Source organism: Helicobacter sp. 12S02634-8 (genome assembly GCF_002272865.1).
GTDB lineage: Bacteria > Campylobacterota > Campylobacteria > Campylobacterales > Helicobacteraceae > Helicobacter_J.
This window is the reverse complement of the sequence record NZ_MLAP01000001.1, coordinates 183,036-209,095: the sequence shown is the minus strand read 5'-3', so window position 1 is coordinate 209,095 and position 26,060 is coordinate 183,036. Positions and strand designations below refer to the sequence as shown.

26 protein-coding genes and 1 tRNA gene are annotated in these 26,060 nt (G+C 42.6%); 18 read left to right on the top strand and 9 right to left on the bottom strand.

All coding sequences use genetic code 11. From position 1 onward, the window contains the following. The first annotated feature begins 8 nt into the window (after positions 1-8). The 12 genes from purC to mog all read left to right on the top strand — a co-directional run bounded on the left by purC (position 9) and on the right by mog (position 7,396). Positions 9-719, top strand: a complete 711-nt coding sequence (gene purC / locus BKH46_RS01060; RefSeq protein WP_095224960.1) for a phosphoribosylaminoimidazolesuccinocarboxamide synthase — start codon at positions 9-11, stop codon at positions 717-719. An 11-nt stretch (positions 720-730) separates the two neighbouring features. Continuing rightward, complete coding sequence (purS, locus tag BKH46_RS01055) at positions 731-976, top strand: phosphoribosylformylglycinamidine synthase subunit PurS (RefSeq protein WP_095224959.1); 246 nt, start codon at positions 731-733, stop codon at positions 974-976. A 3-nt stretch (positions 977-979) separates the two neighbouring features. Continuing rightward, positions 980-1,630, top strand: coding sequence for a phosphoribosylformylglycinamidine synthase subunit PurQ (gene purQ, locus BKH46_RS01050; protein WP_095224958.1), 651 nt, complete (start codon positions 980-982; stop codon positions 1,628-1,630). 12 nt (positions 1,631-1,642) lie between these two features. Continuing rightward, positions 1,643-2,734, top strand: a complete 1,092-nt coding sequence (locus BKH46_RS01045; RefSeq protein WP_095224957.1) for an SH3 domain-containing protein — start codon at positions 1,643-1,645, stop codon at positions 2,732-2,734. Next, positions 2,724-3,419, top strand: a complete 696-nt coding sequence (locus BKH46_RS01040) for a lysophospholipid acyltransferase family protein (protein WP_095225037.1) — start codon at positions 2,724-2,726, stop codon at positions 3,417-3,419. Before BKH46_RS01045 ends, BKH46_RS01040 begins: the two co-directional genes overlap by 11 nt. A 46-nt stretch (positions 3,420-3,465) precedes the next feature. Further along, positions 3,466-3,541: transfer RNA gene (locus tag BKH46_RS01035), tRNA-Val, on the top strand. A 197-nt stretch (positions 3,542-3,738) separates the two neighbouring features. Further along, positions 3,739-4,344 carry a GTP cyclohydrolase II gene (ribA, locus tag BKH46_RS01030; protein WP_095224956.1) on the top strand — a complete coding sequence of 202 codons (606 nt, stop codon included), beginning with the start codon at positions 3,739-3,741 and terminating at the stop codon, positions 4,342-4,344. 12 nt (positions 4,345-4,356) lie between these two features. Further along, positions 4,357-5,601: a molybdopterin molybdotransferase MoeA gene (locus BKH46_RS01025; protein ID WP_095224955.1), complete on the top strand. Its 1,245-nt coding sequence runs from the start codon at positions 4,357-4,359 to the stop codon at positions 5,599-5,601. Positions 5,602-5,613: 12 nt separating this feature from the next. Further along, positions 5,614-5,865: a MoaD/ThiS family protein gene (locus tag BKH46_RS01020; RefSeq protein WP_095224954.1), complete on the top strand. Its 252-nt coding sequence runs from the start codon at positions 5,614-5,616 to the stop codon at positions 5,863-5,865. 10 nt (positions 5,866-5,875) lie between these two features. After that, positions 5,876-6,313, top strand: coding sequence for a molybdenum cofactor biosynthesis protein MoaE (locus tag BKH46_RS01015; protein WP_095225036.1), 438 nt, complete (start codon positions 5,876-5,878; stop codon positions 6,311-6,313). Continuing rightward, positions 6,313-6,873: a molybdopterin-guanine dinucleotide biosynthesis protein MobB gene (locus tag BKH46_RS01010; protein ID WP_095224953.1), complete on the top strand. Its 561-nt coding sequence runs from the start codon at positions 6,313-6,315 to the stop codon at positions 6,871-6,873. Before BKH46_RS01015 ends, BKH46_RS01010 begins: the two co-directional genes overlap by 1 nt. Then, positions 6,866-7,396, top strand: coding sequence for a molybdopterin adenylyltransferase (mog, locus tag BKH46_RS01005; protein WP_095224952.1), 531 nt, complete (start codon positions 6,866-6,868; stop codon positions 7,394-7,396). Before BKH46_RS01010 ends, mog begins: the two co-directional genes overlap by 8 nt. A 210-nt stretch (positions 7,397-7,606) precedes the next feature. On the opposite strand, the gene BKH46_RS01000 is transcribed toward mog, so the two are convergent. Continuing rightward, on the bottom strand, positions 7,607-8,155 hold the full coding sequence (locus tag BKH46_RS01000) for a DUF4149 domain-containing protein (RefSeq protein WP_095224951.1): 549 nt from the start codon (positions 8,153-8,155) through the stop codon (positions 7,607-7,609). A gap of 47 nt (positions 8,156-8,202) precedes the next feature. On the opposite strand from BKH46_RS01000, the gene yaaA reads away from it, so the two are divergent. Next, the gene (gene yaaA, locus BKH46_RS00995) at positions 8,203-8,994 is read left to right on the top strand and encodes a peroxide stress protein YaaA (RefSeq protein WP_095224950.1); all 792 of its coding nucleotides are present in this window, start codon (positions 8,203-8,205) and stop codon (positions 8,992-8,994) included. Positions 8,995-9,057: 63 nt separating this feature from the next. Next, positions 9,058-10,908 (top strand): pyruvate/oxaloacetate carboxyltransferase, encoded by a 1,851-nt coding sequence (locus BKH46_RS00990; RefSeq protein WP_095224949.1) that lies wholly within the window; start codon positions 9,058-9,060, stop codon positions 10,906-10,908. Positions 10,909-10,917: 9 nt separating this feature from the next. Here the strand turns inward: BKH46_RS00990 and BKH46_RS00985 are convergent, their stop codons facing one another. From BKH46_RS00985 to BKH46_RS00965, 5 genes are all read right to left on the bottom strand, one after another. After that, positions 10,918-11,808: a DMT family transporter gene (locus BKH46_RS00985; protein WP_172402512.1), complete on the bottom strand. Its 891-nt coding sequence runs from the start codon at positions 11,806-11,808 to the stop codon at positions 10,918-10,920. A 126-nt stretch (positions 11,809-11,934) separates the two neighbouring features. Then, on the bottom strand, positions 11,935-12,738 hold the full coding sequence (locus tag BKH46_RS00980) for a ferritin-like domain-containing protein (protein WP_095224947.1): 804 nt from the start codon (positions 12,736-12,738) through the stop codon (positions 11,935-11,937). 81 nt (positions 12,739-12,819) lie between these two features. After that, on the bottom strand, positions 12,820-14,859 hold the full coding sequence (locus BKH46_RS00975) for a hypothetical protein (protein WP_095224946.1): 2,040 nt from the start codon (positions 14,857-14,859) through the stop codon (positions 12,820-12,822). Beyond that, a complete protein-coding gene (locus BKH46_RS00970) occupies positions 14,856-17,132 on the bottom strand; it encodes a dynamin family protein (protein WP_095224945.1) in 2,277 nt (758 codons plus the stop codon). The genes BKH46_RS00975 and BKH46_RS00970 overlap by 4 nt, the downstream gene beginning before the upstream one ends. Positions 17,133-17,177: 45 nt before the next feature. After that, the gene (locus tag BKH46_RS00965) at positions 17,178-17,681 is read right to left on the bottom strand and encodes a peptidylprolyl isomerase (RefSeq protein ID WP_095224944.1); all 504 of its coding nucleotides are present in this window, start codon (positions 17,679-17,681) and stop codon (positions 17,178-17,180) included. A gap of 92 nt (positions 17,682-17,773) precedes the next feature. On the opposite strand from BKH46_RS00965, the gene BKH46_RS00960 reads away from it, so the two are divergent. Further along, the gene (locus BKH46_RS00960) at positions 17,774-18,694 is read left to right on the top strand and encodes a hypothetical protein (protein ID WP_095224943.1); all 921 of its coding nucleotides are present in this window, start codon (positions 17,774-17,776) and stop codon (positions 18,692-18,694) included. 74 nt (positions 18,695-18,768) lie between these two features. On the opposite strand, the gene tsaD is transcribed toward BKH46_RS00960, so the two are convergent. Beyond that, positions 18,769-19,818, bottom strand: coding sequence for a tRNA (adenosine(37)-N6)-threonylcarbamoyltransferase complex transferase subunit TsaD (gene tsaD / locus BKH46_RS00955; RefSeq protein WP_095224942.1), 1,050 nt, complete (start codon positions 19,816-19,818; stop codon positions 18,769-18,771). 63 nt (positions 19,819-19,881) lie between these two features. Between tsaD and BKH46_RS00950 the strand changes: the two genes are divergently transcribed. The 3 genes from BKH46_RS00950 to hypE are packed head-to-tail and all read left to right on the top strand — an operon-like array spanning position 19,882 to position 24,255. Beyond that, positions 19,882-20,892, top strand: a complete 1,011-nt coding sequence (locus BKH46_RS00950; RefSeq protein WP_095224941.1) for an agmatine deiminase family protein — start codon at positions 19,882-19,884, stop codon at positions 20,890-20,892. A gap of 12 nt (positions 20,893-20,904) precedes the next feature. Then, positions 20,905-23,184 carry a carbamoyltransferase HypF gene (hypF, locus tag BKH46_RS00945; protein WP_172402511.1) on the top strand — a complete coding sequence of 760 codons (2,280 nt, stop codon included), beginning with the start codon at positions 20,905-20,907 and terminating at the stop codon, positions 23,182-23,184. Between the two features lie 60 nt (positions 23,185-23,244). Then, positions 23,245-24,255 carry a hydrogenase expression/formation protein HypE gene (gene hypE, locus BKH46_RS00940; RefSeq protein WP_095224939.1) on the top strand — a complete coding sequence of 337 codons (1,011 nt, stop codon included), beginning with the start codon at positions 23,245-23,247 and terminating at the stop codon, positions 24,253-24,255. Here the strand turns inward: hypE and BKH46_RS00935 are convergent. Beyond that, positions 24,252-25,481, bottom strand: a complete 1,230-nt coding sequence (locus BKH46_RS00935; RefSeq protein WP_172402521.1) for an ammonium transporter — start codon at positions 25,479-25,481, stop codon at positions 24,252-24,254. The genes hypE and BKH46_RS00935 overlap by 4 nt on opposite strands. A gap of 118 nt (positions 25,482-25,599) precedes the next feature. Beyond that, complete coding sequence (locus BKH46_RS00930; protein WP_095224937.1) at positions 25,600-25,947, bottom strand: P-II family nitrogen regulator; 348 nt, start codon at positions 25,945-25,947, stop codon at positions 25,600-25,602. Positions 25,948-26,060: the final 113 nt, after the last annotated feature.

The window sequence follows — 26,060 nt, the reverse complement described above, 5'->3', positions numbered from 1 at the left end:
GTCGGGATATGAAAAAAGTAAAAATGCTTTATGAGGGGAAAGGCAAAAGGCTTTATACCACCGAGGAAAAGGGTATTTTGATTGCTGAATTTAAAGACGATCTCACAGCATTTAATGCCGAAAAAAAGGGGAGCGAGCAAGGAAAGGGTGCATTGAATTGCAAAATCAGTTCTTTGCTTTTTGAATTACTAGAAAAAAATGGCTTCAAGACCCACTATATCAAAAGACTTGATACACAAAATATTCTATGCAAGCAAGTGGATATTATCCCTATTGAGGTCGTGAGTCGCAATGTAGCAACAGGTTCATTGAGTAAGCGTTTGGGTATCAAAGAAGGCAGTGTGCTGCCCTTTGGGCTTGTGGAGTTTTATTATAAAGATGATGCTTTGGGCGATCCTATCATCAATGATGAGCACTGCAAGATACTCGGTATCACACAAGACCAAGAAGAATTGGACTTTTTGCGCACGCAAGCTAAGAAAATCAATGCTTTTTTGAAAGATTTTTTTGCAGCTAAACATCTCAGATTGATCGACTTTAAGCTTGAGTTTGGCAGAGATGGGGAGGGGAATATTATCCTTGCTGATGAAATCAGCCCCGATAGCTGTAGGTTTTGGGATATGGATACTAATGAGAAGCTAGACAAAGACCGCTTCAGACAAGACCTAGGCAACCTAAAATTGGCCTATGAGGAAGTCTTAAGGCGCATTACCAACTAGGAGAGGGCAATATGAAAATCACCATCAACACAAGCCTTAAAGATGGGGTCTTAGACCCTCAAGCCAAGGCAATCATGCACGCATTGCAGACTTTGGGTTTCACAGAAGTTACAGATTTAAAATTAAGCAAAAACTTTACTCTTGAGTTTGCACACGATGATAAGCAAAAAGCTCTTGCTATGGGCAAAACTATGGCCGAAGAGCTTTTGGCAAATACCGTGATAGAAGACTATCGAATTATTGAGAAGGAAGACTGAGAAATGGTCGCTATTTTGTGCTTTCCAGGGACAAATTGCGAGCGGGATATGCAGTATGCTTATAGGGATATTTTGGGTGCGCCAAGCCAAATTATCTGGCACAAGCAAAAGACTCTCCCTCAAGGCACAAAGCTAGTGGTGATTCCTGGTGGGTTTAGCTATGGAGATTATCTGAGGAGTGGGGCTATTGCGAGATTTTCTCCAATCATGCAAGAAGTGATTGCTTATGCTAGAGATGGGGGGCTTGTTTTGGGGATTTGTAATGGATTTCAGATTTTGACAGAAGCAGAGCTTTTGCCAGGTGCGCTCAAGAGAAATGAGGGGCTTTGCTTTATCTCTAAACCACAGACTCTAGAGGTGTGTGATACCCATAATCGATTTTTGTCTGATTACTCATGTGGTGCGACTATCACTTTACCCATCGCGCACGCTGATGGCAGTTATTATGCAGACGCAAAGACATTGCGTGCTATGGAAGCTAATGGCCAAATCTTGCTCCGTTATAGCCCCAATCCCAATGGCTCACTTGAAGCCATCGCAGGTATTTGCAATCAAGAAAAAAATGTTTTTGGTCTAATGCCCCACCCAGAACGCGCCATAGAGCCATTGCTCGGTGGAGTCGATGGCTTAGCAATGCTGCGCTCTTTGCTTTAAAAGGGAAAATGGATGCAGATTTTTTTGCGCATTTTGCTTGCTTTAATAGCGCTGACACTAGGAGTCTTGCACGCACAAGAAGAGCGCGCAAAAATCATCTATGTAAAAGCTCTCAATGCCGAAGAATACACTAATAAGCCTGTCTATGTTGGCGAAACTATCCCCATCACTTATAGCTTACTTCTTTTTTCTAACGCGAGATTTTCTGGCACAGAATTTATAGGAGGGATCAATACTAGCAAGATTGTTTTAAAAAACCCTGATACCAAATGGAAGCTCGCAAGTGATGGCTCATATCAAGCTATCTATCGCTATAAAATCAAATCCACTGACGCTGTTATCCCCTCTTTGCGAGTGATTGCTGTTTCAAGCGATGGCGATTATACTGATTCTTCTAGTGCCCCTGCTATCAAGCTCAATGCCATTGATTTATATCAAAACAAAGACTATGTGGGCGTATTGGCAGATAAATTTCGTATCATCGGCTATAAGACAAAGATTTATGACGATGCTAATAATATTTTGGTATTTGAGATGGAAGCAGACCATTCCAATTTGGAAGATTTCAAACTGCCCGATATCCAAAAACAGGGCTTTGAAAGCACGCATTTTGGGGACACACACTCTGATGGTATTTATTATTGCATTATCCCTAAGCATATTCAAAATATCTCTTTTGAGTATTATTCTTTGGAGGAAAAGCATTTCAAAAATATCACCTTACCCATTGTCCCTGTTGATGATACTATCAGCACACAAGATGATATCAAGCCTAAAAATAATTTTTTAATCTTTAGCAATCTAGTCACAATCGTTTTGATGGCTGCTTCAGTGGTTTGTTATTTTCTCTGGCGACGCAAAAAGGTCTTTTTGGCTGCTTTTGTTGTGTTTTTGATATATTTGCTTTGGAATATTTTTTCTGTCCATCAAGCCGTATTGCTTAGCAACAAGCAAATACGCATTTTGCCCACGCACAATTCTACGATTCTTGAAACGACAAAGTCCAACACTCAAGTAGAAATTATTGGCAAGCACGGGAAATATTATAAAATCATGACTGCAGATGACAGGATTGGCTGGGTGAGAAAAGATGATGTTCGGTAAAATACGAGCTATTTATATGACATTGTTGATTGGTGTGGGATTGGCGTGCATTATTTGTGCTATCTTTTTTGAAAAAGGCAAGCAAAATGCTAGACATTGCAGGAGATGGTGCCGATTTTTCTTTGCATTATCAGGGCTCAAGCTTCAGAAAATCGGGGAGTTTGACACAACTGCTACAATGATTGTGATGAACCATCAGAGTTTGAGCGATATCATTTGTCTTGAGGCTTTCCACCCTAGAAATATCTGCTGGGTAGCAAAAAAGGAGCTGGGCGATATCCCTTTTTATGGGTATGCTCTAAAAGGTCCAGAGATGATATTGATTGATAGAGAAGATAAAAAGGGCTTAGCATTTTTACTCAAACACGCTAAGGAAAAACTCGAGCAGTCCCGACCTTTGGTGATATTCCCAGAGGGCACAAGGAGCAAGGGAGGGGAGAATTTTTTACCTTTTAAGCCCGGTGCTAAGCTTCTTGCAGAAAAGTTTCATCTCAAAATCCAGCCTATCGTGCTTATCAATACCCGAAAAATCTACAATACCAAACCGCTCCAATCCACTCAAAATACTGCTAGAATGGTGCTTTTAGAGGCTTTTGAGCCCAAGGAGGGGACAGATTGGTATGAGCAGCTCCAATCACAAATGCATCAAATTTACTTGAAACATTATCACGAGCTGAATTCTTAAGGTTTTTTTATTGTTTTTATAGTAAAATGCCAAGCTTAGTTTTTAAGGTCGCGTAGCTCAGTTGGTAGAGCACTACCTTGACATGGTAGTGGTCGTTGGTTCAAGTCCAATCGCGGCCACCATTTCCATTTTCTCTTGCATATCATATTCTAAACATTGATACATTTTTTTCCTCTAAAACCACCTATTTTGCGAGTTTTTATATAAATTTTTCAAGTTCCTTTAATTTTCTGTGGGTATTTTATGCTATAAAAAGCACTTACAAAAGTAGTCTTGATTTGGCTATAATTGTAAGAAACTAAAAACTAAAGGATATTTTTTGGAAAAACTTGAAGTTTCCCATCAAGCTAAGCTTCCTACGCGTTTTGGGGATTTTTTGATTCAGTCTTTTAGGGAGCTGCGTATGGAGAAAGATTGCAAATGCCCTATAGAGCATTTAGTCATTTTTACTCAAAACTTACCGAAAGTCCCTCTTGTGCGAGTGCATTCAGAGTGTTTGACAGGCGATGTTTTTGGCTCTCAAAAGTGCGATTGTGGGGGGGAGCTAGCCCTTGCAATGGAGAAAATCGCCCAAGAGAGCAAAAACGGGCGAGGTGGTATGCTGGTGTATTTGCGTCAAGAGGGCAGGGGGATTGGTTTGTTCAATAAAGTCAATGCTTATGCCCTCCAAGATAAGGGCTATGACACCGTTGAGGCCAATGAAGCGTTGGGGTTTAAAAGCGATAATAGGGATTATTCTATCGTTGGTGAGATTTTGAAATATTATGGTATCAAGAAAATCCATCTACTCACCAATAACCCCAGAAAAATAGAAGCGATGGGTCAATATGTCGAAGTGATCCGTGATAGTATCATTGTCCCTAGCAACTGCTATAATGAAAAATATTTAGCGACAAAAAAGTCCAAACTAGGGCATTTGCTCTGAAATGAAACAACAATGAAAACAAATATCAGCTTTTCTCAAGCCATTGAAATCCTCCAAAATGAGTCCATCGCCCCTGTGGGTAAGGAAAAAATATTTTTTGGCGATGCCCTAGGTCGGACTTTGGCAAGTGGGGTGTGCGCTAGAAATCATATGCCCCGATTTGAAACCTCGAGTATGGACGGCTATGCAATCAATGCGGCTGATATCGACTATCTCCAGACTCAAGGGCTGCATTTAGTGGGGGTCAATCCCGCTGGAGAAGAAAAAGAATTTGCCCTCATACCTCAAAGCGCTATCAAGACTTTCACAGGTTCTAGAATGCCCCAAAATAGCGATACAATTGTCATTGTCGAATCAATCGTGCAAAAAGATGGCAAAATATTCCTAGCTCCCCACGCTCCACGCCCCAAAAAGGGCGATTGGGTGCGGCATATTGGAGAAAACTACCATCAAGGCGAAGTGCTTTTAAAGGCTTCTTCAAAAATAGGAGCTTATGAAATAGGGCTTTTGGCCGATCTCAATCAGGTGTTTGTGGAGGTTTATAGGAAGCCTAAAATAGCTATTTTGAGCGGTGGGGCAGAGGTGGTTGAAGTTGGCGAGGAGGCCAAGGGGGTCAATTGCGTGCGTAGCGTGAATAACCATCTCTTAAAAGCCTTGGTGCATACAATGGGTGGGGAAGCCCTTTTGTATCCCATAATGCCTGATGATAAGGACGCTATCACTGCAATGCTTACCCAAGCCCTCAAAGACTGCGATATGTTATTAGTGAGTGGGGGCATGAGTATGGGGGATTATGACTTCACCCAAGTATCGCTAGCCCAACTCTGTGAAATTGTTTTCAAAGGCGTGCGGCTCAAGCCCGGTAAGCCCGTAACTTACGCAATCTATCACCATCACGACCAAAAAAAGCCCGTTTTTGGACTGCCGGGGTATCCCAATTCGAGTGCATTGACTTTTTATCTATTTGGGAGCGTGATTTTTGCCAAATTGTTTGGACGGAAATATTCCCATCATTTTCTCAAAGCCTTTTTGGGTGCAGATGTGTATCGCTCAGATACGCGTATGGAATTTCGTGTGTGCGATCTTGAAATCCGAGAAGGACGCTATTGGGTGCATTTTTCTTCTAAGCATATTTTCCAAAGCTCTGTGATCAATAATCTGTGCGGGGATTGTGCCTTGATGGTGCTAGAAGAAAATGGCACTGATCTCAAAAAGGGCAGTGAAGTTGATATTTTGCTTTTTAAACATCTCAATTAAAAGGAGTTTGCGATGGTAGTGGTGGAATTTTTAGGTCCTATAGCAGAGAAAAAGATGGAATTAGAGCTCACTTCGCTCAAAGAGCTCAAAGCCAAGCTCCAAGCAATCCCTAGTATCGCTAAATGGCTGCCTATGAGTGCTTTAGCGCTCAATGATGTTTTGATAGAAGATCTTGATACACCTCTAAAAGATGGCGATCGGGTTGTTGTCTTGCCTCCTGTTTGTGGGGGTCAAAGCAATACTAGAGCAAGCTGTGTCTTTTGAGGCAATGCAAATGCTTGAAATTTATGAGGGTGCTTTGCCGACTATGGAGATTTATCAGAGATGGGAAGTGGAAGCTGCTAAGAAAAATTTCGGAGCGTTTTGTCTGTTTGTGGGGATTGTGCGAGAAGAAAACGGGATTGATGGCTTGAGTTTTGATGTCTATGAGCCGATTTTTTTGCAATGGTTTAAAGCTTGGCAAGAAAGGGCTTTGCAAGTTGGGGCAATTCTGAAAATGGCACACGCTAGGGGTGATGTCTATAATACGCAAAGTTCATATATGTCTGCTGTGTTATCCAAGCAACGCAAGCCAGCTTTAGGGCTGTATGGAGAGTTTATTGAGGATTTTAAGCATAAAGCTCCGATTTGGAAATATGACCTCAAGGGCAATCAAAGGATTTATGCCCAAGAAAGAAGCCATCTTTTGCCCGGTAGTGGGATTTTGTCCTGATGTCAAAAATCGTAGCTTTCACAGGGAATAGCAATAGTGGCAAGACGACCTTGATAGAAAAGCTTGCTTATCTTTTGAGCCCGACTTTTGCAGTTGCTGTATGCAAGCACGATCCTAAGGGGAAGGCAGTTTTTGACACAGAGGGCAAGGATAGCCATCGCTTTTTCCAAGCCCACGCTGATGTGGCTATTATCTCACCGACCCAAACAACCATCATGACCCACACGATAGCACGTCCACCATCGCATTTGCCCCATCAAGCCCATCAAGCCACTCACGCCCATCAAGATGATAACTCTGATAGCCTTGAGTGGCTTTATCGAGTGTTTGCACATAAAGATTATATTTTAGTTGAGGGGTTAAAGTCTTTAGCACTCCCAAGGATTTGTGTCGCTAGAGGAATTATCGATACTTCTTATATCGAGTTCAGCAATGCCTTTGCTGTCGATCAGACTACAGATACGGCTTGCTTGCCCCCTTGTATGCCTATTTTAGATCTCAATAACCCCAAAGAGGTGCTAAAATGGATCGACCAATTTGGAAAGGAAATCAATGGATAAGATAAAAATCGGTATCGTTGTCGCTAGCGATAGGGCGTTTAGTGGGGTTTATGAGGACTTGAGCGGGAAGGCTATCCAAGAAGTGTTGTATGCATACATTGCCAATCCATTGGATTATATCTATCATCTTATTGAAGATGAGCAATCCCAAATCGAAGACACACTCATCAAGCTCTGCGATCAGAGTCAATGCGACCTTGTAGTCACTACAGGCGGCACAGGCCCTGCCCCAAGAGATGTCACGCCTGAAGCCACAGAAAATGTCTGCGAGAAGATATTACCTGGTTTTGGAGAGCTCATGCGTCAAAATAGCTTGAAATATGTCCCTACGGCTATTCTTTCTCGACAAACAGCAGGTATTAGAGGAAAAACCTTGATTTTAAATCTCCCTGGCAAGCCCAAGAGTATCAAAGAGTGTTTAGAAGCAGTGTTTCCTGCTATCCCTTATTGTATCGACCTCATCGGTGGGGGCTATATAGAAGTGCGTGAAGAAAATATCAAAGCCTTTCGCCCCAAGGCCTAAAAGGCCAAGGCCATATCAGGTCATATAAATTTTAAGACAATCAGCAATTTTAAAACAATCAGCCTGTTTTTAAAATATCAGTCCCCTCTCTCTTTTTTTCACCCAAAAAAATTGCAGATATTGATTTTATCTGTCAACTCATAACTCATAATTTATAAAAGCCATATGCATTAAAAAAGAGTGGAGCTTTAAAATCCCCAAGTCAAGGGACTAAGAGGATTTTTTGCGAGATGTTTTGGGAGTGCTTTTGCTGGCTTGTTGGGTTGGTTTGCGTGAAAGGAGGGTGATACGATAGAGAAAAGAAATGCTTAAAGTGGCTAGCAAAAGCTTGAATAGAAATTCACTCTGTGTGTGCATACTTTCAAACTCGGGTGTGGCTGTGTAGGCAGCACCCATATTTTGGGCTTCTAAAATATGCGGGGTGTAATAAAGCGTGAAGACAAAAATCAGCACCACGCTCAAAGCATTGACAACCAAAAGAAACACAGAGGGCTTAAAAGAGGATTTAAACGCCAAAAGCTCATAAATAATAATGACAATCGCTAAGGAGTTGAGCAAGACATTGAGTTTAATGAAAATTTGTGTCATCAAAATCCCTGATTCATATTGCGTGATACTCAAATCAGGCAAAAAAGAATACGCACTGAAAATCACAGGCGCGACAATCGCCCCAGAGATAACCAACGCACCGATACCTAAACCGATCAGCCAGAGGTAGATTGCGTTGATGATATGGATAATGGAAGCCAATTGATTCATTTGAACTCCTAAAAAAATATGTATAATGATACCAAAAGGAGCATAAATTGAAAATATTATTCAGTCCAAGTGAGGGCAAAAGGCACACTGAAATATCTAGGGCACAAGCAGATTTTAGCTTTTTAGATGATTTACCCTCCAAAGGGGAGGCATTGAGAGCACATATCGCACGCTATAGGGAGCTTTTGAATCAAGATGATACAATCATAGCTAAAATGCTAGGTTTTAAGCATTTGGGCTCTCAAGGTGCTATGGATGAATTGCTTTTATGCACGCATTTAGGCAAGACTAGCACAATAGAAGCGATACGACTTTATGATGGGGTGTCTTATAAGGCTTTGGATTTTGAGAATTTACCCCAGAGGGCGCAAGAATATGTGCTAGGGCATACACTGATTTGTAGCAATCTTTTTGGGTTGGTGCGTGCGAGTGACAAGCTAGCATTTTATAAATGCAATCAAAATTTTAAATTCCAAGATTTTAGTTTGCAGACTCTCTATAAAAGGCTTGCTCCCATCATTGATGTTTATTTGGGTGATGCGTTGATTTTAGACCTTAGGGCAGAGATTTATATCAAGGCTTATCCTTTAAAGGGGCGAAATATCCGTATAGAGTTTTATCAAGATGGCAAAAAAATCAGCCATTATGCTAAATATTATCGTGGGCTATATCTGAGGGCTTTGAGTTTAGAAATGAGCTCTTTGAAGGGAGAAAGAATAGAGGAGATGGAGCCAGAGAGGATAGAAATGCAGCTAGAGAGGCTTGAAATACAAGGGGCAAGGCTAGCCAAAAAAGATAGCCATCACAACACGACTACCTTGGTTTATCAGCTCGTATAGACCAAGCTAAAAGGTGGTATCATCAAATAACAACAAAACAAACCAAACAAAGGAGATAGGGAAATGATAAAGATTACTGAAAATAGCTTGCGTGATGGACATCAATCTTTGATAGCTACGCGTTTGAGGACACAAGATATGCTAGAGGCTGCAGCATTGTTTGAAGCAGTGGGATTTTATAGCGTGGAAGTTTGGGGTGGGGCGACTTATGATACTTGCTTGCGTTATCTAAAAGAAGATCCTTTTGAGCGCTTGGCTGCCCTCAAAGGGGTTTTTAAGACCACGCCTTTGCAGATGTTATTACGGGGGCAAAATCTCGTGGGCTATCGGCATTATGCAGATGATGTTGTGAGAGAATTTATTGCTTTGAGTGCAGAGGCAGGGATTGATATTTTTAGAGTGTTTGATGCACTCAATGACGCAAGAAATCTCAAAACTTCTATTGAAGCGATCAAAAAGCAAAATAAGCACGTCCAAGGGGCAATTTGCTACACCACCTCACCTGTGCATACGATTGCTTCTTTTGTCGCGTATGCTAAGGAGCTTGTTGCAATGGGCTGTGATAGCCTAGCGATCAAAGATATGGCAGGCTTGCTGCGCCCAATGGAGGCGTTTGAATTGATTAAAGCGCTCAAAGCAGAAGTGGGAGTGCTCATTAGCTTACACACGCACGCAACAGCGGGTTTTGCTTTTGGAGCGCATTTGAAAGCTTGCGAAGCGGGGGTGGATATTTTGGATTTGTCTAATTCAGCCTTTGCAGAGGGGACTAGCCACCCTTGCACCCAATCAATGGTCGCAGCCTTGCAAGGCACGCCATATGATACCTTGCTTGATCTTTCTTTGATGGAAGAGGCCGCAGGGATTTTGAGAGAAAAAAGAAGCAAATACAAAAGATTTGAATCTAGCTATAACCAAATAGACACACGCGTCCTTTTGAACCAAATCCCTGGTGGGATGATCTCTAATCTCGCCCAACAGCTCAAAGAACAAGACGCTTTAGAACAAATCGATGCACTTTTGCTTGAGATCCCCTCTGTGCGTCAAGATTTTGGCTATCCACCTCTTGTGACCCCAACAAGCCAGATTATCGGCACGCAAGCCCTTTTGAATATACTCTCTAAAAATCGTTATGAACATCTCACCAAAGAGTCTAAAAACCTTATCAAAGGGCTTTATGGCAAGACGCCCGCACCCATTTGTGCAATGCTTCAAGAAAAGGTCTTGAGCGAGGGAGAGGAGATATTTAGGGGGCGGAGCGCTGATTTGCTGACTGATGAGCTTTTGGCAGCCAAAGAAGCTTGCAAAGACTTTGCTAAAAGCCCTACAGATGTGATTTCTTATGCGATACTTCCAGCAGTGGCTAAGGTATTTTTACAAGAACGGAACGCAGGGAATCTCACTCCTGAACCTCTGACAGAAACATCACAAAGCACAACAAGCAAGAGTCAAAATCATAGCAATACCCAAATCCCTGAGGTTTTTGAGGTGTGTGTCAATGGTAAAAATTATGAAGTTATATTTTGTGGGGCAAATCATACAGAAGAGATGGGGCAAAATCAGATACAAAATATGACACTTAAAATTGGCAATAAGACTCAAAATATCGTATGCAATCAAGCTTTGCCCTCAAAATTGCCAGCTAGCACGCCAGAGCCTACTACGCCCGTTGCGCCTAATTTTGAGAGCTCTGATCCATCAGGGCTTATCAAATCGCCCATGCCAGGGGTGGTAAGCAAGCTGTGTGTGTCTGTGGGGGATTGCGTGCAAAAAGGTGCAATGGTAGCGATTTTAGAAGCAATGAAAATGGAGCACGAGATCCTAGCTCCCTTTGATGGTGTAATCAAGCATATTGCTGTGTCTATGGGGGATTGCGTGCAAAAAGATTCTGTTTTGGTGGTGATTGAGAATACTTAGCTTTTGGGCCTATCTTTTGGATTTGGTGCCCAAGGGCTTGTAAAGATGGATTAAATAAATCCCAAGCATTGCAAAAATCCCGCCAATGATTGTGTTGCTTTTGGGGACTTCGCCTAAAATGAGCCAAGAAAATAGCACGGCAAAAATCGGCACTGAAAGCATAAAGCTCCCGCCTTTGTTGATTCCAAGTGTGCTGATACCTTTATAGAAAATCGTTGTAGCAAAGGTCGTGCAAAGCAGAGCAACTGCAACCATACAAAACCAAAACCTCCCATCAAGCTCGAAGAGCTCAGAGGAAGAAAAGAGCAGCGAGGGAGAAAAGATGATCGAGCAAAAAAGCGAAGAATAAAAATTGAGCGTGATGGCATTGATATGGCTTGTTGCGCTTTTTGAAGCAAGATTCACACACCCCCAAAGCAAGGCAGCTATCAAAAAAATGAGATTAAAGGGGGTCAATAAGGTTTGTAGATTACCCACTCCCATCAAAAAACCCCCTGATATCAAGCCAAGCAATAAGCCGATTTTTTCTCGCCCTAAAAGCGTGCTTCGATAGATAAAAACTCCTATGAACGAAGCGAGTATGGGAGCTAGAGTCGTGACAATCACCCCAGCAGCCCCTGCATTGCCAAAGAGTAGCCCTAGATAAAATGCTAAGGTATAAAGTGCGTTGCAAACAGAAGTGAGCGCTACACTTTTATAACTTTTAGAGGGGATAGCAAAAGGAATACGCAAAAAAAGCATTAAAGGCACAAAAGAGAGCGCGACAAGCCCATAACGGATTGAGGCGATTTTAAAAGGCGAGAGATAAGCTACCATAATCTTAGAAAGCGGCCAAGACAGCCCCCAGAGCATCATCGCCACTAAAAGCAAGAGGGCAAATATCGTTTCTTTGTGTTTCATGGTGTTCCTTGTCATTTTTCTTTTTGTGTCTGTATTACTTTTTGATGGGGTCAGTGTGTAATTATAACTTAAATTTTATGCTAGGGTTGGAGTGAGAGATAGGCATAGAGAAATATCCATCGTTAGTTAGCGCTGCTTGAAATCTTGCAGTTTTAAAATCTCTTTTTGGCTAAAACCTGCTTGGAGGCGGGCAGAGGTATTGAGAACTTTGCCTTTGAGGGTGAAGGCACTGAATTTTTTTATCAGCTCAAAAAAGGCATACTCGCTAGGTTGGGAATACTGCCACCATCGATTACCCTTTTGGACGTGCGTGATTTCATCATTGAAAATAATCTCTAGGGCATTGATAGCTTGTAATTTGATGGGGTGTGTGGATGTATGGAGCTTTTGGATAACGAAGGGATTGGCATCAAGTCCCATTGCTTCAATCCCGCGATGCACCAATCCCATACGCTCAGCAAATGAAGAGCTTGTCAGCACCATGGCTTCAAAGAGATTGCTATGCACAGCAAAAGAGCCATAAGCAAAGCCTAGCTCGGTTAGAATCTCTCTTAAAAGCCTAAAATGCTTGATTTCTTCAGAAGCCACACACAGCCAATCTTGATAATACGCCAAAGGGAGATCTCTGAACCGATAAGCAGCATCGAGGGCTAAATCAATGGCACTATATTCGATATGGGCGATGGAGTGGATACATTTAGCGAGGCTTTGAGGGGAGGAGAGGGACTTGGGGCGTGAGATTTGAGTGGGGTGGATAATGGTGCAATTTAGGGCATAAGAGGGGCTTGTTTGTAGTTTGATGGGTGCTATAGACTCAAAGTAAGTATTGCCCGATAAAAAATCATCATAAAAGGCTTCAAAAGATGTGATTTTGATATCAGGGTTTGAAGCAAATAATATCGGTTCGAGTGTGGAGAAAAATTCCTTCATTTAGATCTCTTTATATAAATCAAAAGTCCGATAGCAAGGAGCAAAAAGACAATTCCTTCATGGATTAAGGGGGTGTAGCTCTTAAAGTCCATCAATGCTTTTGCCCTCCTTTGCTTCGATGTTTGTAATGAGGGTGTCGATGGTTTGTGTGAGCGATTCTAGGTCTTTGATCTTTTTTTCAACTAGGAGCGTTTTTTCTTCTTGGAGTTTGTCTATGTCTGTTTTGAGATATGCAAAGATTTCCTTCAAAGAGCCCTCGTTTTCCAAGAGCATATGGGCGTATGCTTGGGTAGAAAAGTCTGTATCAATGAGTGCTTGGATCTCTTCTTTGCTGGGCTTTTGGGCTTTGGGGGTGTAGTGGGCGCTTGCTTGTTTGATGTCTTGGTGCAATCTGTATTCAAGAGATGTGAGGGTGTGCTGGATAGAGAGTTTGCGGGTGCTTTGAAGCATAGCAGCACTCTGGGAAAACAAAATCTGTATTGCTTGGTTGGTTTCTAAAATACACTCGATGAAATCAAGCATAATGTTTTCATAGAGCTTGGAAGCAAAGATACGCAGATTGTTATAGCTAAAATCACTCAAAATAGCCTCTCTTTTTTTGATGAGTTCATTTTGTGCTTGCCATTTTTTCAGCTCAGCGCTGAAGTCATCAATAGATTTTTCAAAAGCCATATCAAGCATAGTAGCGAGTTTTGAGATTTTATAAAGGAGGGCTTTGTGGGTTCGGTATGATCGGGATTTGGGGTGGAGAAGCTCTGAGGAGATGAGGGCTGTGTCTATTTTATAGGTGGTGTAGCGGTCTTTCTTGCCTTTGAGGGTTTGTAAGAAATTAGGCGAGGTGATGGGTATGGTGATGGTTTCAGGCAGCGTATGGGCTTGAATAGATTCTATGATGGTGTTGTGATCAGAGGCTAGGCTTTTAAAAAATAATTCTAATTCTTCAAAAGTCCGATCCCTTAGCCCATCAAAGGAATCTTGAAGCTGCTGGAGTTGCCTTTGGAGCAAGGAGAGGAATTTGGCATAAATATTTGTGATTTGTGTGTAGCTTTTTTTGATTTTATAGACTAAAGAGAGTAATTCTTCTTTGATGAGCTGTTCTCTTTGGTGTTTAGCCCTTGGGATAAGGGTGGAATTGAGTTTGTTGAATATGGCTTCAAGGTTGATAGCTTGCTTTTGGAGATGTGTGGGGATTGTGGATAGATGGGTATAAAAGACTTTGATGGATTGATTGGCTTGTTCAAAGGCTTCAAGCAAGAGCTTTTGGTGACTAGCGGGGTCTTTGGTCTTGATGGTGGTGTAGTGGCAGTAGAGTTTTTGGAGCTCTTTTTGCACGAAAAACTCTCCATCAATCCCCAATTCTCTATAAAGCACCATCGCAGATAAGGGCAAAATATCGCTAAAAACTTCTCCAAAATGTTCCTTAGCAAAGTTGAGCGTGGGAATGATATCTTCAGATTTTGCGAGTATGTCGATGTGGGTGAGGACACACAAAGAGGTGGCAGATTTTTTAGCGATGTGGGCTTTGAGTGCATTGAGCTCTTCAGCATTAGCAAGATCATCAATGCGATTGAGCCAGATGAGGACTTCAGAGGTTTGGATTTTATCGATACTTTCATTGAGGGCTTCAGGGTCGTCTAGGGAAATATCGGGGTATTTGTAGATGGTGTATTCTTTGAGCATTGCAAGGGGGGATTTGATCTCAAAATAGCTGATTTTATCGAGCTCTTCGGGGGTGAGGGTATTGAGAGAGAGGAGGTTGAGCCCGCTGGCTTCTTTGTTTTTGTGGTAGGCGATGATGGATTTTGTGTGTCCATAGCTGATGATATAGGTTTTGTGTGAATGCATGGGGTCGCTAGGGAGGATATGGCTTTTTAAGATTGTATTGATAAAGGTCGCTTTGCCATTATTCCCTCCACCCATAATGGCGATTTTTATGGGTTCTTTGGCTTTTTTGCTGATATTTTTCAAGCAAGTCTTGAGCTCTATAGATGGGGCAAATCGCTCATCGGTGATTTTATAGCTGATTTCTTTGAGTAGGCCTTTGAGATCGGATTCAAAATGTGGGGCGAGCTCACTTTGAGTGGCTTCATATTGCTTGATAAAATCTGAAATATAGCTCATTTGCTGCCTTTGAGTTCTTTGAGTTGCTTTTTGATACTTTCTTGTAAGGGTTTGCAGTGCAATCTGGGGGCATCTTGAGGGCTTATTTGGATGGGAGCAGAGTGGGTGATGATATATTCTAGGGCGTCTAGCATTCCATCGATAGATTGCAAAAATGCAGCAATATGCTTGTGGGTTTTTTCATCGAGATAAATCGTGATACTCTTAAGGCTGATTTCAAAAGCCCTATCGATGTTTTCTTGAATATCCTTGAGCTTTGCGCCATCTTTGAGGATATAGCTGATATATTTTTTGAGTTCGTTGGTATAAAGATTGAGTTCGCCTTGTGTATAGGGGTATTGGCTCGCTTTGATGATGGCTTTTTGATACCATAAAAGCAGGTTATTTTCGCTATCTTGCAAGGGCAGGTTGGTATAGGCAAGCCCTAGGTCTTCGATGAAATTTTTTATTTTTTTGTTGCAATTTTCTTGCGTTTTTTCTATGAGGTATTTAAGGCTATCTCTGAGATTATCAGCTATGATGTCTTGGAGTCTTTGGGCGTTGATGCGTTTGTTGTGAGAGATTTCATAGGAGATGAAATCGATGAGATGGCCTTTGAGATTGAGCCCAAGATCTTTGATTTTGATTTTGGAGTTTTTTGTTGCTTCTTCAATGGCCTTGATGATTTTTTCACTCAAACCAATAGCATACGCCCGACTTTCTTTGAGCTTTGGGGCAAGCTTTTGGGGTGGGTCTTGAGGGAGCATTTGGAGGCTTAAATATTTTTCTATCCCCCAATCAAGCAGCATATATGCGTGGGAGAATAGATGTCTTGAAAAGCTAGTGGGCTGCTTGAATATGATACTATTGATGTATTCTTCTAGGGCAAAAATCCCCGTGTCTTCAATATCATAGCCCCGCGATAGGGCTTCATCGGAGCGATCTGTCCGATGCAATAGCGCTAAAATCCCTGATACTGGGATAAAATCGATTTTTGCAATGTCTTTTTTGAGCTTTTTGCTATCGGTGTGGGGGCTGTTTTGGATTGCTGTGATGATGTCTTGACTCAAGTGCTTCATTTCTGGGAGGTTGATGAGATCAGCGCGTGTGAAAATAATCAGTATTTTTTCGAGATTTTCATAATGGATTATATGGGAGAGAAAATCAATGTCTTTTTGCAGCAAGGGCTTAGAGGCGTTGATGAGATAGAGCGTGATCACGCTATGGGCGATGGAGTTTTCGATTTGATGGGTTTTGAAATTGAAATGCGTGTTGGTATTGGGGGTATTGATGAATACAAGATTGTTTTTGAGTAGATTGATGGGGGAGTAGATGGTGATTTCTTTGACCAAATAAGACATCTTAGAGGGGTGTTCGCTGCTAGCATAGGCCTTGATTTCTTCGGGCTTGACTTCTATGGTCGTCCCTTTGGGCGTGATGAGGGGCTCGACATAGCTAGCAAAGGAGTTTTGAGCCTCTTTGATGGCGACTTGGAGTTCATCATCAAAGCTCGCATTATCAATCACCCCCTCCCACTCGCTTTGTGTCAGAAATGTGATTGTCCCTTTTGCTTGGGGGTCATGGGTCAGTGTGATTTTGTTGGTTGTTTCAGGTATGGCAGAAATGGGTAAAATCTCTTGGTGCAATAAGGCATTTAAAAGTGTCGATTTGCCCGATTTAGCCACCCCACATACAGAGATTTCAAACTTTTGATTGCATATCTTTTGGATCTGGTCTGTGATGAAATCTTTGAGCCAAAGGGGCAGGGCAGGGGCACTCTGGAAAAGTTCTAAAATATGCTTGATGGCTTGAATATGCCCATCAAACCAGCTATTTTGGATATCAAAAACTTTATTTTTCTTAACCTTAGGGGGTTTGGAGTGTTTTTTGAGTGTGCCTATGAGGCTATGGAGTTTATATTTGAAGCTTGTTTTGATACATTGCTCTTCTTCATATAAAATCACACCTTTAATCTTGAGCCCCCCTAAATGCTCAAATATCCCCTCGATCATCTTGCGAGTGCCTTTATTTTGCAAATAATCCAGCAGAGATTTTTGCAATGCAAGGACAGATAAATGTGCGTGGGGTATTTGGAGTCTTGCAAGCAGTGCGGCAAATAAGGGCATATGGAGAAATATGTCTTTATTTCTGTTGTTATAGCTCAAGATGATAGCAAAAACTTCTATAACACAAGATGTATCCAACACCCCAAAATCGACTGCTATACCCTCTGGGGCGTCTTGAGAATAGACCAAAAGGAAGAAGTATGCAGCGATGTCATTTTTTGTTTCCATTGAAAGCCCTTTGGTTGCAAGGCCTATAAGCCTTGCTTGTGCTGTTTATGCCTTTGGCTTGCTCTCTGTGATAGAGATAGATTCGATGGTGTCATCTTGTTTGAGTGTATCAAGGACTGCTAGGCTTGCTTGATCTGTGGGGTCGATCTGTCCAAAAACGGTATGCTCGCCATCTAAATGGGGCAAGGGGACAAAGCACAAGAAAAATTGACTCCCCCCTGTATTGCGCCCTGCGTGTGCCATAGAGAGTGCGCCTTTTTTGTGCTTATTGGGATTGCCCTCTAGCTCGCATTGGATCTGATAGCCCGGTCCCCCGCGCCCACTGCCCTCTGGACAGCCTCCTTGTGCGACAAAACCTTGTATCACGCGATGGAATTTCAAGCCATCATAAAAATGTGCTTGTGCCAATGACGCAAAATTCGTGACTGTTTGTGGGGCATTATCAGGGAAAAGCTTGATACACATCTCACCTTTATTGGTCTTTATCAGTGCGTATTGGAGCTTTTGGAGTGCTGCTGGATCGATTGTATATACTTTTAATTCTGGCATTTTATATCCCTTCAATGATTGTGATTAAACTCAAATGCAATTTTACCGATTTTAATCTTTGAAAATCAATAATTTGAAGTCGGGATATGTAAGTGGGTCAGAAAAATTTTCCTTTTATCCATTGTGCTGTTTGCCTTGTGTTCGCTTCATATATGGGTCTTAGGGCTTCTGAAGACACATTAGAACTCAATGAAGAAACTCCCCAGACAAATACGCAAGCCCTCAACTCCCCCTCCACATATGCCATGCATGACTCCATTTCTCTGCTCACCCCCACAGATCTCGCTCATCTTGATACTTCCTCGCATTTTTCCCAAGCTTTCAGATGGATATACAGCACGGTATTTATCACAGCATATTTTGGCGATGGGACGCTCAAAGAGGGCTTTGCATTGCTTTTAAAAGATGGATTTTATCTGACCTCATCAGAACTCACCTTTACAGAGGGCTTGTATCCTCAAAAGATCTTAGCGCGTATGCAAGATGATAGCGCTAAGCCCTTGATTTGTATCGCGCAGCTACAGCTCAAAGCCCTTGATAGCACAAAAGGACTTGCATTGCTCAAAACCTCTGCTTTCACAGATGATTATTGCAACACCCGTCCAGAGAGCTATTATCACAAAAGGATTTATGAAAAATACGCTCAAGCAATCTTTTCTCCCACCCCCACTAAAAAGCTGATTTTAGGGGGCTTGTATTACCCTGTATTGCAAGATTCTGATACCTTTGGTATCCGCAGGACTATCCCCATCAAAGAAGAAAGCCATTATGATGGCACTTTGGCTAAAAAAGTATCTTATGGCTATTCTTTGCCAAACACCTCTGGGCAAGCCCCCATTTTTGGCAAGCCATATTTCAATAAAGATGGTGAGTTTTTGGGGATTTTTAGTATCGCTTCTTCTTCAGTGCCTATTTTGATAAAAAAAGAAATTATTCAAGAATTTATCTGCAATCTCAAAAAGAAAAATATTTTTGCCCCCAAAAACTCTGGCTGTCAAGGGGGCACAAGCTAGCTACACAAGGGAATATGCAAACTAAAAGTGCAAGTATCCAAGCAGATTTTCCTCCATCTAGGGCAATCTAGGGTCTAGGGCAAAAATTCACTTGCTCCACTTTTTGGAGAGGCTTGCAGATCTTGAGGGTGTGTGAAGTCTTTGTTGTGGTATTTTTCAAGTGCAGCGCGCCCGATCATAGCAGCATTATCAGAGCAAAACTCCAAAGGCGCTAGCAACAATTCACAACCAAAAGAATCACAGAGCGTTTTGAGCTTTGCGCGCAGATACATATTCGCACTCCCACCCCCCACAATGCAGAGGTGTTTGATACTATGGGCGTGGGTTTTGTTGGCTTGGAGGTATTGGGTGATATTTTTTATCAGATGTTCGCACGCCCTTTGCTGAAAGCCCGCACATATCGAAGCGATAAATGCTTCTTGCGTGGTATCTACTCCATTTTCTTGGGCTTTGAGTATCGCAAGGCGCACAGCGTTTTTAAGCCCTGAAAAGCTAAAGGCTAGCTCTTGAGAGTGCTTGAGCGGGAGGGGGAAAGGGGCGGCTTGGTTGGGCGGGCAAAGGGAGGCGTATTTTTCGATGATAGGACCCCCCGGATAGCCAAGAGATAGCATTTTAGAAACTTTATCAAAGCTCTCTCCAAAGCTATCGTCCATACTTTTAGCGATGATACGCATTTGTGTTGGGCTTTGGGCTTGGATAATGAGGGTATGCCCCCCTGAGATAAGTAAGACACTCAAGGGGAAAATGGCCTTGGGCTGGTTGATGAATAGAGAATAAATATGCCCTTTGAGGTGATTGACCCCGATGAGTGGGAGGTTTAAGCTAAGAGCGAGCGCTTTAGCCATCATCAGCCCTTCAATGAGCGTGATACTCAAGCCCGGTTCTGTGGTGACTGCGATAGCTTTTAGGGCTTGGAAACTCCCGCCAAGAAAAGCCTTGGTTTGTGCGAGGATTTGGGGGAGGGCTTGGGCGTGTAGGCGTGAGGCAATCTCTGGGACGACCCCTCCATAGGCGCTGTGTGTGTTTTCTTGAGAAATCTTGATATGGAAAAGGAGCTTGGAAGTTGCAATTTCAGTGAGGGCTATGGAGCTATCATCACAACTGCTTTCTATGCTTAAAATCATTATCGTTCCATTTTATAAGGTAAAATTATCTATCAAATTATAACCAAAATTAAAAGGTTCAAAATGCAAGGAAAGACCAAACGATTCAAGGCCGAATGGGAGAGGCAAAGGGCTGTGTTGATGGCTTTTCCCCACGAAAAAAGTGATTGGATAGAATCCATAGAAGCTGCAAGGGAAAATTTCTTAGCAATCATCAGAGAAATCGCACGATTTGAGCCTGTGTGGGTGTGTATAGACCCTGATGATTTGATCGGCAAGGCTATGTTGCAACATCTGCAAATCCCTCAAGTCAAGCTCCTTGAAATACCAGTCAATGACACTTGGGCACGGGATTTTGGCCCTATCAGCATTGAAGAAGATGGGTGCGTGAAGCTCTTGGATTTTGGGTTCAATGGTTGGGGCTTGAAATTCCGTTCTGATAAAGACAATCAAGTCAATACGCGACTGAGCGCAGCAGGGATTTTGCCCCATGCAATGACAAAAATGCCCCTCATACTTGAGGGGGGCAGTATCGATACAGATGGGCAAGGCAGGCTTCTTACCAACACGCAATGCCTCCTAGAGCCCAATCGCAATCCCCATTTATCCCAATCCCAGATTGAAGCAAATCTCAAAGAGGTTTTGGGCGTTCAAGAGGTTTTATGGCTGCATTCAGGGTATTTGGTTGGTGATGATACTGATGGGCATATCGATACTCTAGTAAGGTTTCTCAACCCCCAAACAATCGCTTATGTGCAGTGCGAGGATAAAAATGATGTGCATTATGCACCTTTGCAAAAAATGCAAGATGAGCTCTTAGCGCTCAAAAACGCACAAGGCAAGCCCTATACATTAATCCCTCTCCCCTTGCCTAGTGCTATTGATGATGGCAAACAGCGCTTGCCAGCGACTTATGCAAACTTTTTATTCATCAACAATGCACTGCTTGTCCCTACCTATGGGGATAAAAAAGACGCCCAAGTCCTTGAAATTTTACAGAAAAATTGCTCCGATAAAGAGGTGATAGGCATTGATTGCCGCACGCTCATCAAGCAGCACGGAAGCCTACATTGCGTTACAATGCAGATTTATTAGCAGGTGATATATTTGAGTGCTAAATATATAAAAATCCTTATCAAAGGCATTGTGCAAGGGGTGGGGTTTAGGCCTTTTGTCTATCGTATCGCGCAAGATTTAGGCACAAAGGGCTGGGTCAAAAATCTTGGTGGTGATGTTGAGGTGGTTTTAGAGCACCAATGGAGTGAAAAGTTCATAGCCATACTCACGCACAAGCTCCCACCCCACGCACGCATTGATAGCATGCAGATGGAAGATTGTGCTTTAGAGAGGGAATTAGAGGGCTTTGAGATCGCAAAGAGTCGAGCAAAACGTGCAAGCATAGAGAGTTTATTGCCTAAAGACATTGCACTTTGCAAAGACTGCTTGCAAGAGATCTCAGACCCCAAAGACAGGCATTATCGCTATGCCTTCACTACTTGTGCCCATTGTGGCCCTCGATATAGTATCATCACAGCACTCCCTTATGATCGCAAAAATACGACAATGGCACCTTTTAAGATGTGTGTAGATTGCCAAAGAGAATATGACAATCCTAGTGACAGGAGGTTTGGAGCACAGCCAAATTCTTGCCCAAAATGTGCCATTGAACTGCGATTTCGTGATACAAACAAGCAATGGAGCTATGATGAGAGTGCGTTGCAAGGCTGTATCCACTCACTCAAGGCAGGTGAGATTGTCGCTATTAAGGGCGTGGGGGGCTTTGCATTGGTGTGTGATAGCAGAAATGATACGACACTCCAAAGACTCAGGTCAAAAAAACACCGCCCAAAAAAACCTTTTGCACTGATGGTCAAAGACCTCACAATGGCCCAAGCCCTCACAAAACTCACTCAAATAGAGCTAGAAATTTTAAGCAGTCCTGCAGCCCCAATCCTTTTAGCCCCAAAACGTGCTTATCAGCCATATTCTGCCTTGATTGCCCCAGAGATTGAAACACTAGGGATTATTTTGCCCTATAGTGGGATACACCATTTGCTGTTTGCTTCCCTTGATTTCCCTATTGTTTTTACGAGTGCTAATGTAGGAGGAGAGCCTATCATTGCCTCTTTAGAGGAGTTGGAGGAGAAACTTGGCAGTGTATTTGATAGTGTGCTAGATTATCCCCGAGAGATTGTGCGCTCTATTGATGATAGTGTGGTGAGTATGCTAGGGGGCAAGATGGGCGTCATGCGCCTAGGGCGAGGGCTTGCACCCTTAGATATTAGGCTTGATATAACAAAGAGTTCTAAGCTATGTGTGGGTATGGGCGCTTCTCAAAAATCTAGCCTGACTTATGGGGCGAAAAATCAATTTTTGATTGCACCTTATATCGGGGATTTGACAAATCCTGCAAGTATGCAAAGATATGAAAATATATTTGATTTTTTCAAGGAATTTTATGCCTTGACTCCAGATGTTTTATGTTCAGATTTGCACCCAGATTATCATTCTAGTATTTTAAGCGCTAAAAAATCCATACAAATACCTTGTGGGCATATCAAACTCCAGCACCATCTCGCGCATTTTTATGCAGTATTTGCTGAGGCGATCTTGCAAGATAACTCCATCACGCCCCAGACACAAGTTTTAGGCATTATATGGGACGGGACAGGTCTAGGAGATGATGGGAGCATATGGGGTGGAGAGTTTTTTTTAGGGAGTTTGCAAGAGGCGGTGCGTGTGGGGCATTTTGAAAAACTCCCTTTGATTGGAGGGGAAGCTGCGATCAGAAAAATCTATAAAATCGGCTATGCTTTAGCCCTAAAACATCGTATAAATGGCTTGATAGAGCGATGGGAACAAAGAATCCCTCCTAGTGAAAGCCAGCTTTTAAAAACAATGCTAGAAAAAAATATCAATACAATCCACACAAGCTCAGTCGGTAGGCTCTTTGATGCTGTGGCTAGTTGGTGTGGGCTGCTTGAAGAGAATAGCTATGAGGGCGAATCAGGGGTGTTGCTAGAGAGTGCTGCTGCAAAATGGGAGGGTGATAGCTTTTATGACTTTTTGCTTGAAGATGGCGTGGTGGTGTATGCCCCAATGCTCGCACAAATGCAAGAAGATATTCTCTCAGGGGCTACACATAAGGTTGCGGGCAAATTTATCAATACCTTAGCGCAGATTGCTTGGAGTATGAGTGAGTGCTATGCAGATAGGCCTGTAGTGTTTTCTGGAGGGGTATTTCAAAATAGGACTTTATGCGATAAAATACAACATATTTTTGAATCTAGGGGCAGAAAGTTTTATATGCATAGGCTCTTGCCCCCCAATGATGCTTGCATTTCTTTTGGGCAGGCTGTGTATGCAATGTATCAATCAGGGCACTAGCCCCATAAAATCAATAGATTTGCTATCAAAATTATATTTTATTTGGACGAAAGGTTATCAATGGAAACAATCACATTAGCACACGGAAATGGCGGTAAAGAGGGCAATGAGCTCATCGAAAAGGTATTTGAAAAATATTTAGGAGCATTTTTGCTAGGCAAGGGCGAGGACGCAGGTGTGTTTGAGGGCTCAAAGGCTAAAGGGTATTGCATGAGCACAGATTCTTATGTGATAAGCCCGATATTTTTTGCAGGAGGGGATATCGGCAAGCTCAGTGTTTGCGGGAGCAGCAATGATGTGAGTATGATGGGCGCAAAACCCAAATACATGAGCGTGGGTTTTATCTTAGAGGAGGGCTTTGCGCTTTTTGAGTTAGAAAAAATCCTTGCTTCGATGGCAAAAGAGCTTGCATACACAGATATTAAGCTCTTATCAGCTGATACAAAGGTCGTTCCCAAGGGCAATGCTGATAAAATATTTATCAATACAACAGCCATAGGTGAGCTGCAAATACCCAATATTTCAGCCAAAAATATCCAAGATGGTGATGTGATTATTTTGAGTGGAGATATAGGGAGTCATGGAAGTGTGATATTTTGTGCACGTAGTGAAATAGGACTGCAATCAGGGCTAATGAGCGATTGCAAACAACTCTATCCAATGCTAAAAAATGTATTTGCTGCTAATGTTTCTTTGGTTGCGCTCAGAGATGCTACAAGGGGTGGCTTAGCTGCTGTGCTCAATGAATGGGCAAACACTTCAGATGTGGATATTCTCTTAGAAGAAACAAAAATCCCTATCGCCAAAGAGGTGCAAGGAGTGTGCGAGATATTGGGGTTAGAGCCATATTCTTTGGCTAATGAGGGCGTGTGTGTGCTGTGTGTGAAGGCTTGTGATGCACAAGCAGTGTGTGAGATATTGCAAGCACACCCCGATGGCAAGCAAGCTGCTATCATCGGGGAAGTCAAGAGTAAAAGTAGCACCACCCCTAGAGTGCTCTTGCAAAACTCTTGGGGGACAAAAAGATATTTAGACTGCCCACAAGGGGAGCTATTACCTAGAATCTGCTAGATTCTATAGGCCTCTTCGCCGTGGATACTGATATCAAGACCTTCAAGCTCAGATTTCTCACTCACTCGCAAGGGCGTGAATAGAGAAATCAGCCAAAAGGTCACAAAACTCACAAAACCAGAAAGTCCTGCACAAACAAAAATCGCAAAGATTTGCTCAAGCAATAAATCAGGACTCCCACTGATGAACAGCCCCTCGCCTAGAGTCCCTGCTCCAGTGGCTGCTTCATTGATACTTGAAGAGGCAAACAAGCCTGTGGCAATCCCTCCCCAGATCCCTCCGATCCCATGAAGCCCAAAAGCATCCAAAGAATCATCGTATTTGAGTTTTGATTTCAAATAGCCAAGGGCTAAAAAACAAATTGGTGAAGCCAAGATACCAATAAGCACGCTAGAGAGAGGGCTGACATACCCTGCTGCAGGTGTGATGGCTACAAGTCCAGCGACAGCCCCTGTGATAGCACCCAATAAGGTGGGTTTAGAGTATTTGATCCACTCAAGTGCGATCCAGCTTAAAACCCCGCTAGCTGTGCATAAACAAGTTGTGATAAAGGCATTGACAGCGATAGCATCTACAGCCCCTGCGCTCCCTGCATTGAAGCCTAGCCAACCGACAAAAAGAAGCATAGCGCCTAAAAATGAGTAGGGCAGGGAATGGGGGAAGATTCCAGTCATTTGCTTGCGTTTGCCTAAAAATAAAGCGCCCACTAGCCCTGCGACCCCAGCACTGATATGCACCACGCCACCTCCTGCAAAATCAAGCGAACCACCTTTAAGTAGCCAACCATTTTCGCTCCATATCCAATGGGCTAAAGGATCATAGACTAAAGTCGTCCAAATCAGAGCAAAAACAATCAGCACACCAAAACGGATACGCCCGACAAAAGAACCTGTGAAAATTGCTGCAGCGATGATAGCAAACATCATCTGAAAGGTCATAAATAAACTATTGGGAATACCATTGGCGTTGTTGCCCTCAAGATTGCTCGCACCCAAATGCTCCCAACCTCCCAACAGACCACTCCCTATATCCCCTCCAAATGCTAGAGTATAACCGAGCAAGACCCATTGGATCGAGATAACACCAAACATAACTAGACAATTCATCAAAACACTCAAAGAGTCTTGAGTGCGCACCATACCTGAATAAAACACAGCCAAAGCGGGCGTCATCAGTAAAACGAGCAATGTGCATATAATCATAAAAGATGTATTGATACCATCGATTGATCCCCCTTGCAAGCCTCCTTGTGCAAAAGCAAGGCTAGGAATCAGCCCCAAAAGACCCAAAACAACTATTTTTTTTAACATTTTACCCCTCCTAAAATTGATAAATCTGAAGTGTTCAGATGGCTTCTATTCCCTCTTGTGCTGTGCGTATGCGTATGACATTTTCTACAGGCAATAATACGATTTTGCCATCTCCGACCTTGCCTGTATTGAGGACGGATTTTGCTAGGAGAATAATCTCTTGTGCTTGGGATTGTGTGGCGATGATTTCAACGCGAATTTTTGCGATCATATCCACACGCAAGGCATTCCCTCGATAAACTTCAGTCTTTCCTTTTTGATTCCCATACCCACTCACTTGCAAGATACTCATTCCCTTGATACCTATACCTTCTAGGGATTCTTGGAGTTCTTTGAGCTTTTCTTCACGAGTGGTGATTTCGATTTTGAATATTTTCTCCATTAAAACACTCCTTTAAAATTTGAGAACACATATTGTGATTCTCAAAATATATTGTATATTCATTTTGCTTAAGTATTCATTTTTGCTGATTATAATGCGAGATAAACGCCCTC